At 41.7% G+C, this 15,813-nt stretch carries 13 protein-coding genes; 3 read left to right on the top strand and 10 right to left on the bottom strand.

What is annotated here, in order from left to right:
• Positions 1 to 21: 21 nt before the first annotated feature.
• Positions 22 to 462 carry a universal stress protein gene (locus FTT78_RS03505; protein ID WP_004972175.1) on the top strand — a complete coding sequence of 147 codons (441 nt, stop codon included), beginning with the start codon at positions 22 to 24 and terminating at the stop codon, positions 460 to 462.
• A 155-nt stretch (positions 463 to 617) separates the two neighbouring features.
• On the opposite strand, the gene FTT78_RS03500 is transcribed toward FTT78_RS03505, so the two are convergent.
• The 3 genes from FTT78_RS03500 to FTT78_RS03490 all read right to left on the bottom strand — a co-directional run bounded on the left by FTT78_RS03500 (position 618) and on the right by FTT78_RS03490 (position 2,904).
• Positions 618 to 953 (bottom strand): MGMT family protein, encoded by a 336-nt coding sequence (locus FTT78_RS03500; RefSeq protein WP_004972177.1) that lies wholly within the window; start codon positions 951 to 953, stop codon positions 618 to 620.
• Positions 954 to 1,037: 84 nt separating this feature from the next.
• Entirely contained in the window at positions 1,038 to 1,943 is a 906-nt protein-coding gene (locus FTT78_RS03495; protein ID WP_180043625.1) for a neutral zinc metallopeptidase, read from the bottom strand.
• A gap of 34 nt (positions 1,944 to 1,977) precedes the next feature.
• Positions 1,978 to 2,904, bottom strand: coding sequence for a DUF808 domain-containing protein (locus FTT78_RS03490; protein WP_004972181.1), 927 nt, complete (start codon positions 2,902 to 2,904; stop codon positions 1,978 to 1,980).
• Positions 2,905 to 3,110: 206 nt separating this feature from the next.
• On the opposite strand from FTT78_RS03490, the gene trpS reads away from it, so the two are divergent.
• Positions 3,111 to 4,124 carry a tryptophan--tRNA ligase gene (gene trpS / locus FTT78_RS03485; protein ID WP_180043623.1) on the top strand — a complete coding sequence of 338 codons (1,014 nt, stop codon included), beginning with the start codon at positions 3,111 to 3,113 and terminating at the stop codon, positions 4,122 to 4,124.
• Positions 4,125 to 4,540: 416 nt separating this feature from the next.
• Positions 4,541 to 5,797, top strand: coding sequence for a poly-beta-1,6-N-acetyl-D-glucosamine N-deacetylase PgaB (gene pgaB, locus FTT78_RS03480; protein WP_180043621.1), 1,257 nt, complete (start codon positions 4,541 to 4,543; stop codon positions 5,795 to 5,797).
• Here pgaB (FTT78_RS03480) and pgaD read toward each other — a convergent pair.
• The 7 genes from pgaD to lpdA form a co-directional block, all read right to left on the bottom strand.
• Positions 5,757 to 6,290 (bottom strand): poly-beta-1,6-N-acetyl-D-glucosamine biosynthesis protein PgaD, encoded by a 534-nt coding sequence (gene pgaD / locus FTT78_RS03475; protein ID WP_180043619.1) that lies wholly within the window; start codon positions 6,288 to 6,290, stop codon positions 5,757 to 5,759. The two genes, pgaB (FTT78_RS03480) and pgaD, sit on opposite strands and share 41 nt — an antisense overlap.
• Positions 6,283 to 7,551 (bottom strand): poly-beta-1,6-N-acetyl-D-glucosamine synthase, encoded by a 1,269-nt coding sequence (pgaC, locus tag FTT78_RS03470; protein WP_180043617.1) that lies wholly within the window; start codon positions 7,549 to 7,551, stop codon positions 6,283 to 6,285. Before pgaC ends, pgaD begins: the two co-directional genes overlap by 8 nt.
• Before the next feature lie 4 nt (positions 7,552 to 7,555).
• Entirely contained in the window at positions 7,556 to 9,418 is a 1,863-nt protein-coding gene (gene pgaB, locus FTT78_RS03465) for a poly-beta-1,6-N-acetyl-D-glucosamine N-deacetylase PgaB (RefSeq protein ID WP_180043615.1), read from the bottom strand.
• Positions 9,418 to 11,820, bottom strand: coding sequence for a poly-beta-1,6 N-acetyl-D-glucosamine export porin PgaA (gene pgaA, locus FTT78_RS03460; RefSeq protein WP_180043608.1), 2,403 nt, complete (start codon positions 11,818 to 11,820; stop codon positions 9,418 to 9,420). The genes pgaB (FTT78_RS03465) and pgaA overlap by 1 nt, the downstream gene beginning before the upstream one ends.
• A gap of 279 nt (positions 11,821 to 12,099) precedes the next feature.
• Positions 12,100 to 12,993 carry a succinate--CoA ligase subunit alpha gene (gene sucD / locus FTT78_RS03455; protein WP_180043606.1) on the bottom strand — a complete coding sequence of 298 codons (894 nt, stop codon included), beginning with the start codon at positions 12,991 to 12,993 and terminating at the stop codon, positions 12,100 to 12,102.
• 12 nt (positions 12,994 to 13,005) lie between these two features.
• Positions 13,006 to 14,172, bottom strand: coding sequence for an ADP-forming succinate--CoA ligase subunit beta (gene sucC, locus FTT78_RS03450; protein ID WP_168418044.1), 1,167 nt, complete (start codon positions 14,170 to 14,172; stop codon positions 13,006 to 13,008).
• A gap of 174 nt (positions 14,173 to 14,346) precedes the next feature.
• A complete protein-coding gene (gene lpdA / locus FTT78_RS03445) occupies positions 14,347 to 15,780 on the bottom strand; it encodes a dihydrolipoyl dehydrogenase (protein ID WP_180043604.1) in 1,434 nt (477 codons plus the stop codon).
• Between the last annotated feature and the right edge of the window lie 33 nt (positions 15,781 to 15,813).

The following is a 15,813-nucleotide window of genomic DNA, read 5'->3' as shown; positions in this document are numbered from 1 at the left end:
TTACAATAAGGAGAAACACTCATGGCTTACCAAAACATCCTCGTACCAGTGGACGGTTCTGAAACTTCTTTTGCCGCTGTTGCAAAAGCTGCTGAACTTGCAAAAGCATTTGGTAGTAAAATCACTGTGGTACAAGTACTTACACTTGACCCGTATATTGCTGCAGAATACATCACTGCAAACCAAACCAATGACTTGATTGAACGCGCTCGCGCTTCTATCGTAAAAACTTTAGAAGAAGCAAAGCAAAAATTCACTGAACAAGGTGTTGAAGCTGAAACTAAACTACTTGAAGGTCAAGTAATTGCACGCGAAATTACCAATGCTGCAAAAGACTTAAATGCTGACCTTATCGTGATTGGTTCACATGGCCGCACTGGCTTGAAAAAATTATTCTTAGGTAGCGTTGCGCAAAGCATCCTAAGTGAAGGTACAACACCTGTATTGGTTGTACGTCAATAAGATTGCGTGTTCCTCATTTCTACGGAAGTGAGGAACTTCCCCTCTCATTTAGATTTCTTTGTTTGTTCTAAAATTTTTATTTGCAGCACTCTATTCAGCAAATTTTCTCAGTATCACCATATCTCAATATTAAACGCTCGATTTAGCAGCTCAGTTTAATTCTGCCATTGGTATTGTTTTAAATTCACCTTTTCTGCAATTACCACAATCCCTTCTTCCTGTAATTTTAAAGTTTGTATATTTTCTCCTTGGGCGTTTAGTTTGCTTAGGCTAATTTTTCCTTGCGCATTAATCACCCGATGCCACGGCACAGTATGTTCTGCCGATAAATGCCTGAGGACATAACCGACCAAACGTGCATGTTTGGGCAGACCCGCTAGGCGTGCCACTTGCCCATAGGTCGCAACCTGACCTGCTGGAATCAAACACACCACGTTCAAAATCATGTGTGCTAATTCATCACTCGGTTTACGGCTTAACGTTGTTTGCATCTATCCACTCGCATTCATTTAGCCTATAAAAAAGGAGCGACTGGCAGCACTCCTTTTGTTTATAAAACTTGATTTTTAAGTCAGTTAAATTGCGGCATTGAATGTATCACAATCACTGATCAAGCCTGATTTTAAGCCAGTCTGGAACCATTGTACGCGCTGTGCACTGGTACCATGCGTAAAGCTATCAGGCACGACTTGCCCACGTGCACGTTTTTGTAAATAGTCATCGCCAATTTTATGTGCCGCATCCATTGCTTCTTCAATATCACCTTGTTCGAGGAATTGAGTACGTTGATGGTTATGATGCGCCCACACTCCCGATAAACAGTCGGCTTGCAATTCCTGACGCACCGAAAGCTGATTGCCCTGCACTTGGCTGACTTGCTGACGTGCTTTATGCACTTGCTCTGAAATTCCTAAAATGGTCTGAATATGATGCCCAACTTCATGCGCCACCACATAGGCTTGAGCAAAATCGCCCGCCTGATCATTTCGGCTTAATTCAGTCTGATTTTGTTCACCACCAATACCCATTTGCTGACGCATGGCTTGGAAGAATGAAGTATCAATATATACTTTTTGATCGGCAGGACAATAAAATGGCCCCATTGCCGATTGTGCCGTACCACAGCCAGAATTGACCACACCTGTAAATAACACCAGTTTAGGTGGTATATATTGGCTATTTAACTGCTGCTGAAACACTTGTGACCACGTATCTTCTGTATCGGCCAAAACAGTGCCCACAAACTCCATCGCCTCTTGTTGTTCAGGACTTGGATTATCTAAACCTTTAGTTTCAGCACTTTGCGCATGTGAGGTGACTTGCTTGGTCGCTTGATAAGCCGATTGCGGATCGATGCCAAAGAACTTCCATGCAACAAAGGCCACCACTAAGCCCAAAATACTGATACCGCCCGCTTTTGCTCCACCGCCACCACGGCGGTCTTCTACATTCGTGCTAACTCGACGATCTTTCCAACGCATTATTCTTATCCTTCTCTTAAACTCTGATAATAGATTAAGCCGATTTAGACTTTGACCACACTTTTTGAACAAGTGCGACCACAATCACCACCAAGATGCCTGCCAAAATACCCACGACAAGGTTCATCAACATTGGCGTGACTGAACCTACAATACTGCCCATCGTTGGAATGTCTTGTACATACTCTACCGTATCTTCTGTGAAATGGTGCACAAAAGGAATAGCATGATTGATAATTCCTCCACCAACCAAGAACATCGCTGCAGTACCCACCACAGATAAAGTCTTCATTAAAATTGGAGCAAATGCCAGTAAACCACTCCCAATACGTTGTTTAAAATTGGCAGCTTGTTCTGTGAGGTATAAACCAATGTCATCAATTTTGACAATTAACGCAACGAACCCATAGACACCCACCGTCATGGCAATCGCAATTAAACTTAATACTGTCACTTTGGTTAGAAAGCCTGCCGCAGCCACAGTCCCCAAAGAAATCACCACAATTTCCGCCGATAAAATAAAGTCAGTACGCACAGCACCTTTAATTTTTTCGGTTTCATAAGCCGCAAGGTCTTGCTCAGTTTGAATTAGCTCAAGTTGCGCTTCTTTAGCCGTTTGGGCTTTTTTGTGTTGTAAGGTGTGCATGATTTTTTCCACACCTTCATAACTTAAAAATAGACCACCAACCACCAATAAAGGATTGATTAACCACGGCGCAACGACACTAATTAATAACGCGAGCGGTACTAAAATTAGCTTATTGATGAATGAACCTTTAGCCACACGCCATACCACAGGCAACTCACGCTCTGCACGTACACCACTGACTTGCTGCGCATTCAACGCCAAATCATCGCCCAAAACCCCTGCGGTTTTTTTTGCAGCCATTTTGCTCATAACTGCCACATCATCTAAAACTGTTGCAATGTCATCTAATAAAAGTAATAAGCTGCTCGCCATTGCGTTGTTATCCTTATATGATTTTCAAGTTATTTTAAAACTGAATTTATATAGGGTCTGTATTTACTTCATTAATTTTTACAGCAAAATTTTTTACAACAAATTCTATTCAACTCACTTAAGGAAGTGACATTGAAAAATGTTATGCCTTACAATGTAGCAATTCATCGGTACATAGATGTCGTAGATACGACTTGGAATAAAAAATGAGTAATCAAGATAATCGTCCTGTGATTTTGACAGGCGATCGTCCAACTGGACAACTACATTTAGGTCACTTTGTGGGTTCTTTACGTTCACGTGTAGGTTTACAAGACTCACATCATCAACATCTGTTACTTGCCGATGCTCAAGCCTTAACTGACAATGCCGATAACTTTGAAAAAGTCCGTCGTAATATTATTGAGGTAGCAACCGATTATTTAGCGGTGGGGATTGATCCAACAAAAACCACCATTTGCGTGCAATCTTGCCTGCCTGCATTAAACGAACTCACCATGCTGTATTTAAACTTCGTGACTGTGGCACGTTTGGAGCGTAACCCAACCATTAAATCTGAAATTCAGATGCGTGATTTTGAGCGTGATATTCCTGCAGGTTTCCTGTGCTACCCTGTAGCTCAAGCAGCCGATATTACTGCATTTAAAGCAACGGTCGTTCCTGTAGGTGAAGACCAAATTCCAATGATTGAACAGACCAATGAAATTGTGCGTCGGGTGAATCGTCAAATTGGTCATGACTTGCTACCTGAATGTCAGGCATTGTTGTCAAATGTCGGACGTTTACCTGGTTTTGATGGTAAAGCGAAAATGTCAAAATCACTGGGCAATACCATTGTGTTAGATGCCACAGACAAAGACATTAAAAAAGCTGTCAATGCAATGTACACCGACCCAAATCACCTGCGTATCGAAGACCCAGGTCAGGTTGAAGGCAACGTAGTATTTACTTATTTAGATGCCTTCGATACCAACAAAGAAGAACTTGAAGAACTGAAAGCGCATTATCGTCGTGGTGGTTTGGGCGATGGTACGGTGAAAAAGCGTTTGGAAGGCATTCTAAAAGAATTGATTGGGCCGATCCGTGAACGTCGTATCGAACTTGCTAAAGATCCTGACTACATTATGGATATTTTGAAAACAGGCACCGACAAATGCCGTGATATTACCCAGCAAACTTTAGATGAAGTGAAAGCTGGCTTGGGTGTATTCCGCTTCTAAGCATTTTGTAGATACAAATATTTTAAAGTCTCTTATTCACATGAATAAGAGACTTTTTATTTGAGTGAAAAATCAACACAAGCTGACTCGACTCACAAAAAACACTTATTACTTACGTGATTTAACATCACGTAACCTGAATACTGCGGAATAGTATTCATTCTCAGTTTAGTATACTTACATGCTTTAGGAGCAATCCTAATTTCATAACATTTCTCCGTTATCGAAGCTGTGAAAGCAGATTCGTTTTTCATACGCAATGATCACCCCAATCATTGCGTATTTTTTTATTTGAATCAGCTGTTTATACAGCTTGTACAACAATAAAAATATTTTCCCGAGATGCAAAAAATTACTTGAACTATCCGCTATTGTGATTAGAGTAAATCTATTCTGTGCTGCTTGATGAAAGTCTTATGTCTGTATTTCCAAAAAAATTTAGCCAAGCCTTGAACCGAGTATGTCAAATTGGACTATTCAGCCTAACCCTGCCTATGGCGGTACATGCACAAAGCTTACCCGTGATTACTCAACATCCTATTGAAAATGTCCTAAAAAACTTGGAACAACCCGCTACACAACAGACTCAACAAAAAGCAAAACAGATTAAGCCTATTGCGCAAATGCGGATTATGCATATTGATTTAGATTATGTTTTCGATACAGACAAAGCCCAGCAACAACGTAATATTCAAGCCTTGATTCAACGCATTCAAAACATTCGACCAAATACGATTTTTTTACAGGCCTTTGCCGACCCAGATGCCAACGGCTCTGCAGATCAGGTGTATTTCGAAAACCGTTATGTGCCTGTGCGTGACAACTTATTTCCACAGCTACTGCAGCAAATTCGTCAAAACACACAAGTGCAGCACGTCTATGCATGGCTGCCTGTTTTGGCGTGGGAATTGCCGAAAAATCAGCAATTCAATTATGTACAACATCGTCAAGGCGGGCAAAAAGGTTATATTCGCCTCTCACCTTTTGAGCAGAAAAACCTAGAAATTATTGTGGATATTTACCGTGATTTCATTCAACACAATCCTGTCGATGGTGTGTTGTACCATGATGATGTGACCTTGTCAGATTATGAAGATTCTTCGGCTTTGGCACGTAAATATTATCAGCAATGGGGGTTTTCACATCGTATTTTTAAAGACCTCAGACATCCCAAACAGGCACGTTTAGCCAAATATAAAACCGCTTATTTAGATCAATTGGCAGCAGGTATTACTCAAGTACTCAAGCAATACCAACCCAATTTATTGGTAGCACGTAATATGTATGCACCTGTGGTCACGCAACCCCAAAGTGAACAATGGTTTGCACAGTCCATGCCAAGTACCTATCGTTATTATGACTACAATGCCATCATGGCCATGCCCTATATGGAGCAAGCCAAAAACCATAAAAAATTCTATTTGGATTTAATTCAGCATGCAAAAAAATACGACCCAAATTTGGATCGTACTATTTTTGAATTACAAACGGTCAATTGGCGCAACCAGCAGAAAATTTCAACTCAAGAATTGCAGCACAGCATCCAACTTTTAGAGCAGCATGGTGTGAAACATATTGGTTATTATCCTGATGACTTTGTTGCACAGCATCCACAAGTCAAACCCATGCAGCTTAGTTTTCAGCTTGAGGCTGAACCTGATTCAGCCCAGTAGCGACAGACGCTACTGGCAAAGTTTGGTTGATGGCGTACTGTTGCAAAACACCGTCTTCGTCATAATGCAAAGTCACATTTTTAGCCTGTTTTAAAGTTTCAATATCTGTAACTTGTAAAGCAAAACTTTTCGCCATGTGTTCCGCAGTCACAGGGATCGGTGCATGACGACGCTCTTTATTACGAAAGCGAATCCAGTTGTAACTTGCCCACACCAACAAGAACAGAATAAAAATGTCGATGGCTAAAGCAATATGCAACAAACTGATCGGGCCATCTGGGCCATTGCCAATAATTAAGTGGTGATAAACGGTATAACCTTCATACCACCACAACAGCAAGGTAATCAGCGGCAAGAACAGCCAAATCCAGACCAGCCATCCTAAAAAGAATAGACCATAGCCCGCACTTTTATTGCGCACATATTTTGGCTCATCAATATATTGAGGAATTTCGAGCTGAGATTCATCCTGAATCATTTCATATTTAGGCATGTTCATCTTCTCCTCTAAAACCACGGTCTGGGCTGACCCAACGCGCACGTTTATTCTTTTTCAGAATGGTTTTAGGCAATGCCACCACTGTCGTCAGCATCATTAAAATCCAGAAAAATAATGGATACCAAATGACCCAAAAGTAGGTTCTGAATGTACGGCTTTTATCGTATTGATGGTCAATACAGAGGCTGACAAAGAACTGAATCAAACAAGTCACACCCAAAACTACACCATACCACTGTGGAAAAATAGTCTGGATGTACCATTCTGTTGGTACAGGAAAAAATAAGCCATACAGATATAACAGGAATATCCCGAAAATTACGTATGCCCAAGTAATACTGATTATGGCTTCAATCGCAATCGGCCACATACGGCGCAAACGCCATTTGAACATCTTACGCACATAGGCAAACAGGACTTCTACCCCACCTTGCGACCAGCGCAGACGCTGCTTCCACAAACCTTTAAAGGTTTCGGGCATATAGATGTAGCACAAAGCTTTCGGCACGTATTGCAAATCCCAGTGGTCAAACTGCAAACGCCAAGATACATCAATATCTTCAGTGATCATGTCATCGCGCCAATAGCCAATGCGGTCTAAAGCGGTTTTACGAAAACCTGCGATCACGCCCGACACAGTAAAAATACGTCCATAGGTACGTTGAGCACGTTTAATTAGACCAATAATTGATGAAAACTCACCAACTTGTAACTTACCTAAAATACTAGAACGGTTAATAATACGTGGATTTCCTGTCACAGCCCCCACACGCGGATAACTGGTCAATTGGTGCATCATCCAGAATACTGCATGCGGATGCAGTAAGGCATCACCATCAATACACACCAAAAACTCATATTGGCTGACCATCGTTCCTGCCCGCAAGGCATAGGCTTTGCCCTGATTTTCAGCCAAATGGACTACACGAAGTTTTGGATATTGTGCTGCCAGTTCATCTAAAATTTCGGCTGTTCTATCGCTACTGCCATCATTGACTGCAATCACTTCAAATAGTGGATATTGCGTCTGCATGGCGTAACGAATAGTCGCACGGACTTGTTCTTCTTCATTAAAACAAGGAATAATGATACTACAGCCTTCCTGACTAGGTTCAGGCAAATCATTTTGACGATATTCGCGCTTAAAATAAAACCAGATTCCGCCTGCAATCCATAACCACGCCATAAACAGCGGATAGAAAAATGCAAAGCCAAAATATAAATCACTCAGATCAAATTGTGCAAAGTTCATCATAATATCAACGTCCTGTTCTGGTCTGGAATAGGTCGCGATATTCCAAAGGGCTTTCGTTTAAACTGAGCGGCGCATAAAGGTGTTGATGAACCTGCTCTCCCATATTCAAATGGTAATTTTCTACTCCTAATTTCTGTATAGACAACTGTCTGAGCGCAGCATAAGCATTTTGATAATGCTGCCATTGATGCGCAGTCGCTTGAGGATTCACTTCAAAAGTCACCATCAAATGCTGTCTTTCTTGTTCATTCAAATGCGCAATTGCATGTTTGAGGTCTGAAAAATGCGATGCAGCTTGAACAGGATCAATGCTGATATAGATAAAATCGGCATGATCTGGAATCAGCTGAACCACTTGTTTTAAGCCTTTAAATGAGGTTTGGTTACCATCTACTTTTAAAGCTGTTTGGTAGTTGTTACTGATATTGGTGTAATATTTAGCCGCTTTTTTAGTCTGGTTTTTAATGTCGATAATCTGCTGCACAGCGGCTTGGCATTCTGCTGTCCATTTCTCTTGCGCCAAAGCACAATTCAGACTAGAGCCTGTATCTAACATTAAACCTTCAATCGAGCTATTATTTTTCACCAAATCTGTAGTGAAGTCTGCCAAGCTATAGCCCTGTTGGGTTTGCAAACTGAGCGGTAACTCGGCATATACGCGATGCCCAACCCGTGTGCGTGCTTGCCACACGGTACGGTTGAGTAAATCCTGCTGCATTTTCAGTTGGCGGTTTGGAAAATACGCAACATCCACCTTGCCATCGGCATTGCTGTCTGCTACCACTTTTAATAACAAGGTATTGGTTTTAAGTGCATTGACCTGATTTAAAAGCTGCCCCAGTTTTTGATCGGCTTGGTCATAACTTACAGCAGCCATATCGGCCAAGTCATAGCGTAAAATACTTTTGCGTTGCTTATACGGCGCACGGGTATAAGTTAAAAATTCACGCATGCCTTCATGAATCACTTCTGGCGTTGGGTTATCCATAATCAAGGCGCGTTGATAGGTCTTTTCTGCATCAGCGAGGGTCAAAACACTCCCCAAACTGAATGACATTGGAAAACCAGCTTCTATTGCAATATCTTCGGTTTCTTTACTCGCTGCACCGTAAGGCCAGAAAATTGCTCGGCTTTCTACACCTAATTCTTTTTCCAGTACCTGTTTAGAGCGTTTTAAATCTGCCAGAATACGTTGCTTATATGCTGCGTCGCTTTCATAGCTTTGGGTTTTTTCATCATACAAACGCGCAATTGCCGCAGGCTGCTTATTTTGTTGCGGATTCGACAAAATACCATAGTGTAAGTTGTCACTGTGCGACACAAACTCGACCAAACCAGAGCGCTGAATTTCACGCATCTGATCCCAGTTCATTAAGTTGCCAGAACCATAAGCCTCATAGGCAGCTTGGGTATTACCATTAATCCAACTGGTTGGAATGGCAAAAACCGCAGGCACTTGGTACAGCTTGAGCAATGGGAAAATTTTGGTATAGCTGCTGAGCGCACCGTCATCTACCGTAATTAATACGGCTTTTTCAGGCAACGGTTTTTTAAACTGACGCGCTTGCCATACATCTTCTAAACGAATTGGCTGCCAGCCATTTTTCTTAATCCACGCTAAAAATTGGGCAAAATTTTTGGTGCTTACCGCATACACATCACGATCACCTCTTTTTTTGACATCATCACGGACATCGTGAAAAGTCAGGGTGACAAACGAATAAGCTTGTTGGTTGTCTATATTGGTTGCAGCTGCGTCAGTTGCATTGGGTTGAGGCTGTGTTGCACTATTAGCAAATGCCGAAGCTGCACCACCACTGAGCAATGCCAGACACATTGCACTTAAAATACTGATTTGTTTTTTCATTAGAAGCGTCCCTCAAAACCTAAAACTGCATAGGTTTTTTCTTCATCCTCACCATCGTAAGGATGTACTCCCCACCCCACTCCATAATTCAACTTCCAAGTTCTGGAAAGTTGCCATTCATGTCCATAAAAAAAGTTATAAATCGGATCATTTGAATAACCTTTTTGTTGATAGGTACCGACAGTCGCTTCAAAACGCTGATTCAAATGATGCTCATAATTACGCCACGTCATCCAATCGTGCGCTAAGCGCAATTCAAGACTGTGGCTTCGTTCAGGGTTAAAATAATTGGTCGCAATGTTATCGTTTTGACCGTAATAACCTGCAACAGTTGCTGTGGTTAAATGATGCGGAGCTGAATAAATTCGCTGGCTAAAAAATGCCGATGTTTCATGGCGTGTATTGCCATCATCAATATCCGTCAATTGGTATTGCCAGCCTGCTTTGCGTGATTCATTTTGTTGCCAGTTCAAACCAACCAAATACGACTCGCCCTCGTAACCATCCCGAATAGCTTGTAAGGGAATATTTGCCTGCGTATTAAAATTAAGACGATATTGCCAATGATCATTTAAGGCATGCGTCCAATCGAGTTCAACGCCAAAACGGCTATCGTCCACACTATCTGACAACAAAATGCTGGCTGCTTTACGTTGCTTGTTCCACTCTAAACCTAAACCAACTCGCTGATCATCTATTTTCCCTTCTTGGTATTTTGACCAGCGGTAAGCATGATCGGCAAACAGACGATAATGATCATTCATCCACGGACTATTAAGACGCGTCCAATGATTCTGTTCATTGCTGCCTTTAAGCTGATTTAAAAGTTGTTGTTGATCAGACTTACTTTCCGACCAAGTACTTGAATGCTGAATCGAAAAATGTTCCCGATCATTCAACTCTTTGCGGCTACGTTGCACCGCAGTATCATCAGGTACGGTTTGGTATAAATATTGATTAATGGCACGCCAACGCTCAATTTCACCCAACATCTGTGCATTTTGCATCTGATTGATTTGCGTGGTTTGGCTAATTGGCGTCATGCCGTTCCATTGAGAAACCGTGTGTTCGGCATCTAAAGGTTTTTCACGCCAACGCTGAATGAGTGCCAAATTATTTTGGAAAGCGACATTGCTAGGTGCATGTTCAACCAAATCTTGAAAATACTGCTCAGCTTTGGCATGTTGATTTCGATAGGCATAATTCAAACCTTTCAAACTCAAATATTCCAAACGATCTGAATGTGTGGTTCGCTCTACACCTTTGGCATCACTATAACTAAAGGTCGGCAGCGTTTTATCCATCTCTTGAATCAGCTGATTGGCCTGTTTAAATTTTTCCTGCTCGATATAGGCATAATACAAACCTGCGTATACCGAATAATCGACATAATTCTTTTCTTTAAACAAACTCAAATACAGCGGTTCAGCCTTAGCAGGTTGTTGCAGTTTCAAATATGCATCGGCAATGGCATGACGTACATAAGCTGGCATCTCTTGCGGATTCATGTTGAGCTGTTGAACTGCAAGCAACACTTCTTTAGAGCGATTACGCTGATTTAGCGCATAGATATATTCATAATAAAAGCGGCGTTGTAAATCTGCTTGTTCTGGCAGTTCCGCAGATAAGGCTTTCATTTCTGCCAATACAGCATCTAAAGGATAAAAGGCTTTTTCGCCCTCATTCCGATAACTGGCAGATTTATAGAACTGCACTGCATTTAAAATTTTCTGTGAAAGTTCTTGTAATTTTGCAGTAAATACTAAATTACTTTGATTCAGTTGATGTTCTTGCATATAAGCTTCAGCACGTGGGGAGTCCCCATTCAGCATAAGTGCTAAAACATATTGTTCTTGCGCGTTGCTGGTCACCTGTTTCGCCAAAGATGCCTCAGCTGCTTGCAAGGCTTCGACTGGCATTTCTAAAAGTCTGTAAACATAAGACAATTGTGCTAGATAATCTGCACTTAGCGTAGCTAGATGGATACTTTTCACGTCTTGACGGGCTTGTTCAATTTGACTAGATTCTGCATGTAATACTGCACGCCAAACTTGCCAAGACTCAGCAGGTTTCAACTGTTGAAATTGTTGCACCAATGCCAAAGCAGCAGGATATTGTTTTAAATCACGCAAAGTTTTAATCGCACTGACTTGCCCATATTCAGGAAATTGCGCTGCCTGAATAGCGTTCAAGTATGGCAACTGATGCAAACCAATTTTATTGTGACTATACGCAGTCACAATATAATCTGCTAAAAGCTTTTGATTTTGTGGATATTGCTGCAGCAAGGACTCAAGCTGCTGAAAGCCAGCATCAACTTGCCCTGAACGTATCGCAACAATGCTTTGTTCACGCAGTTGATCCACACTCTCTTGCGCATAAACCGTTGGAAACAGTGACATGCAAGATAATGCAGACACATAATAGATTGAAAATTTCTTTCTTCTTGTTAACACGCGCTACTCCGCACACAAAATGTAATTAATGTGAAATATTTCGCAATATTATGCCCATCTTTGATAGCAACACTTTTGGCAAAATGTTACCTGCTCACACAATTTATACCAAATCAACTCATAACAAATACTTTATCTTTTAAGTATGGCTAATTTTTCAGCATAAAAAAATCCCCAATATTGGGGATTGAGCGCAGAATAAAATCAAGCTCTTCAAAATTTGACTTATTTAAGCAAATCCTGATCTTTTAAGACTTGCCACATGGTAGAACCTAATTCTGCAGGACTACGTGTATATGCCATTCCCGCTCGCTCAAAGGCAGCAAACTTTTCTTCTGCTGTGCCTTTACCGCCTGAAATAATTGCACCCGCATGCCCCATACGCTTGCCTTTTGGTGCAGTCACACCTGCAATATAACCCACTACAGGTTTGCTGACATTGGACTGAATATATTCAGCAGCCTCTTCTTCTGCCGTTCCGCCAATCTCACCAATCATAATAATGGCATCAGTATCTGGGTCATCTTGGAATAATTTTAAAGCATCAATCTGATTCATTCCTGGAATTGGATCCCCTCCAATACCAATACAAGTCGATTGTCCAAGTCCAAGTTTTGTAGTTTGAGCTACCGCTTCATACGTCAGCGTACCTGAACGTGAAATAATTCCAATACGGCCTGGTTGATGAATATGTCCTGGCATAATGCCAATTTTACATTCGCCTGGTGTAATCACGCCTGGACAATTCGGCCCAACTAAACGTGTTCCATTGCTATTGGTTTCCAAATAGCGCTTAGCCTTGAGCATGTCGATGGTTGGCACGCCTTCTGTAATCACGACAATTAAACCTACGCCTGAATCTACAGCTTCCACAATCGAATCTAGAACAAATGGTGCTGGTACATAAATCACGGATGCATCTGCAGCTGTTTCACGTACCGCTTCTTTCATAGTGTTAAACACGGGTAATTCTAAATGTGTTTGACCACCTTTACCTGGCGTGACCCCACCCACCACTTTCGTGCCATAGTCGAGTGCTTGTGCTGAGTGAAAAGTCCCGTTCTTACCCGTAAAACCCTGAACCAATACTTTGGTGTTTTTATCAATTAATACGCTCATGCCTGATTCTCCTTAAGCTTTCACTGCAGCAACAATTTTTTCTGCAGCATCGGACAAGCCATTTGCAGAAATAAGTTTTAATCCTGATTCATCTAGTAATTTAGCACCTAGCTCTGAGTTGTTTCCTTCTAAACGAACCACCACAGGCACAGTAACATTTACCTCTTGAACCGCTGCAATAATTGCTTCTGCAATCATGTCACAACGTACAATTCCACCAAAAATATTGATTAACACGCCTTTGACTGAGTGATCTGCCAAAATAATTTTAAAGGCTTCAATCACACGCTCTTTGGTTGCACCACCACCTACATCTAAGAAGTTCGCAGGCTGGCCACCATACAACTTAATAATATCCATCGTTGCCATTGCCAAGCCCGCACCATTGACCATACAGCCAATGTTGCCTTCCAAAGCTACATAGTTCAGGTCAAATTCTGAAGCACGCAATTCACGCTCATTTTCTTGTGACTTATCTCGCAGCGCCAATACCTCAGGTAAACGGTACAACGCATTAGAGTCAATTCCGACTTTAGCATCGACACATAAAATCTCACCATTTTCGCGCACTGAAAGTGGATTAATTTCAAACAATGCAAAATCATTATCAATAAATGCCTGATAAGCCGCAGTCATAATTTTTACAAACTGAGTGATTTGGCTATCTTTTAGTTTTAAGGCGAAAGCAACTTCTCGCGCCTGAAATGGCAATAACCCCACCAATGGATCGACTTCTACTTTAATAATTTTTTCAGGGGTTTCTTCTGCGACTTTTTCAATTTCAACCCCACCTTCGGTAGATGCCATAAAGGTGACACGACGGCTTGAACGATCTACCACAGCACCTAAGTACAATTCGCGCTCTACAGGATAGACATCTTCTGCAACCAAAATACTGTTTACCGGCTGACCATAAGCATCAGTTTGATAAGTGACCAAGCGTGTACCAATAATTTCATTGGCATAGTCTGCAGCTTCCTGTGCAGATTTCACCACTTTTACACCACCCGCTTTACCGCGACCACCTGCATGCACCTGAGCTTTCATCACCGCAAATTTACCGCCCAGTTGCTCGAAAGCTTGCACGGCTTCTACGGCTGTAGTTGCCAAAATGCCTTCTTGTACTGGCATACCATATTTTTTTAATAGCGCTTTTGCTTGATACTCATGTAGATTCATTGACTAACCTTTTACTACTTCTTTTATTCAGTTATCACCACTAATATCAAACCGAAGTTTTAATATTGCTTTCCTTGTGTGGTGTTTTTCCTATGCTCTTTACTTTTAGATGATTATTCCCATAAATACAACCATCAAATGCAAAAAGAGCGGCCTAAGCCGCTCTTTTTAGTTTTATTTGCGTTTACGCTGAATCGCGTGAATCGCACGCCCATCTACAGCTAAAGCGGCTTCATGCACCACTTCAGAGAAGGTTGGGTGACCAAATGTCATTAATTGTAAATCTTCAACTGAAGATACAAACTCAAGTGCAATCATACCTTGGTGAACGATGTCAGACGCAGCAGGGCCAATCACGTGCATACCCAATAAACGATCTGTTTTTGCATCTGCAACAAACTTCACGAAACCAGCACCTTCGCCTGCAGCTAAAGCACGACCATTTACCGCGAAACCGAATTGACCAGTTTTCACTTCGTGGCCTTTTTCTTTCGCTTGCTCTTCAGTTAAACCTACCCACGCCGCTTCAGGGTGTGTGTAAATCACTGAAATGATGGTGTCGTAGTTCACTTGTGCAGCATGGCCATGAATACGCTCAACAGCCATCACGCCTTCTTCCATTGCTTTATGTGCAAGCATTGGACCACGTACCAAGTCACCAATTGCATATACACCTTCAACAGAAGTTGCACACCAATCGTTTACTTCAACCAAACCACGTTCAGTCAGTTTAATACCGCAGTCATCTGCCAATAAACCTTCAGCATAAGCACGACGACCTACACAAACGATCAATTTATCGAAAGTTTGTTCTTTGTCTTCGCCGCCTTGGGTATATTTAACAGTCACTTCACGACCATTAACTTCAGTACCTGAAACTTTCGCACCGATACGGATATCCATACCTTGCTTGGTCAATAGTTTTTGGTAGTCTTTTGCCAAAGCTTTGTCAGCCATTGGTAAGAATGCATCCATTGCTTCAAATACAACAACTTCTGCACCTAGACGACGCCATACTGAACCAAGTTCAAGACCAATTACGCCTGCACCAATCACACCTAAACGCTTAGGCACTTCTGGGAATTCTAATGCACCAGTAGAATCAACAATAATGTCTTGATCTACAGGAGCAACAGCAATATTTACAGGAACTGAACCAGTCGCAAGAATCACATACTTAGGCTCTAAAACTTGAGTTTCGCCTTCATGAGAAACGAACTCAACTTTTTTACCTGCAAGCAATTTACCCGTACCTTTTAACCACTCAACACCGTTACCTTTTAATAACTGATCAATACCGCCAGTTAATTGGTCAACGATTTTGTCTTTACGTGCTAATAGCTTCGCAAGGTCAAACTGTACTTCACCTGTAGTGATACCATGATCAGCCAAGTGATGAACCGTATCTTCATAACGATGTGAAGAATCAAGTAATGCTTTAGATGGGATACAGCCCACGTTTAAGCATGTACCACCCAAAGATGGTTTACCTTTGTGAATACGTTTTTCGATACACGCAACTTTAAAGCCAAGTTGAGCCGCACGAATTGCCGCTTCATAACCACCTGGGCCACCGCCAATAACAACAAGATCAAATTGTTGAGACATTTTTATCTCCAAAAATGGGCTTAGAGGATCGCT

This window comes from Acinetobacter sp. YH01011 (genome assembly GCF_013420785.1).
GTDB classification, from domain to species: Bacteria; Pseudomonadota; Gammaproteobacteria; order Pseudomonadales; family Moraxellaceae; genus Acinetobacter; species Acinetobacter towneri.
Note: the sequence above shows the minus strand (reverse complement) of the source record. Positions and strands in the feature narration are given on the sequence as shown.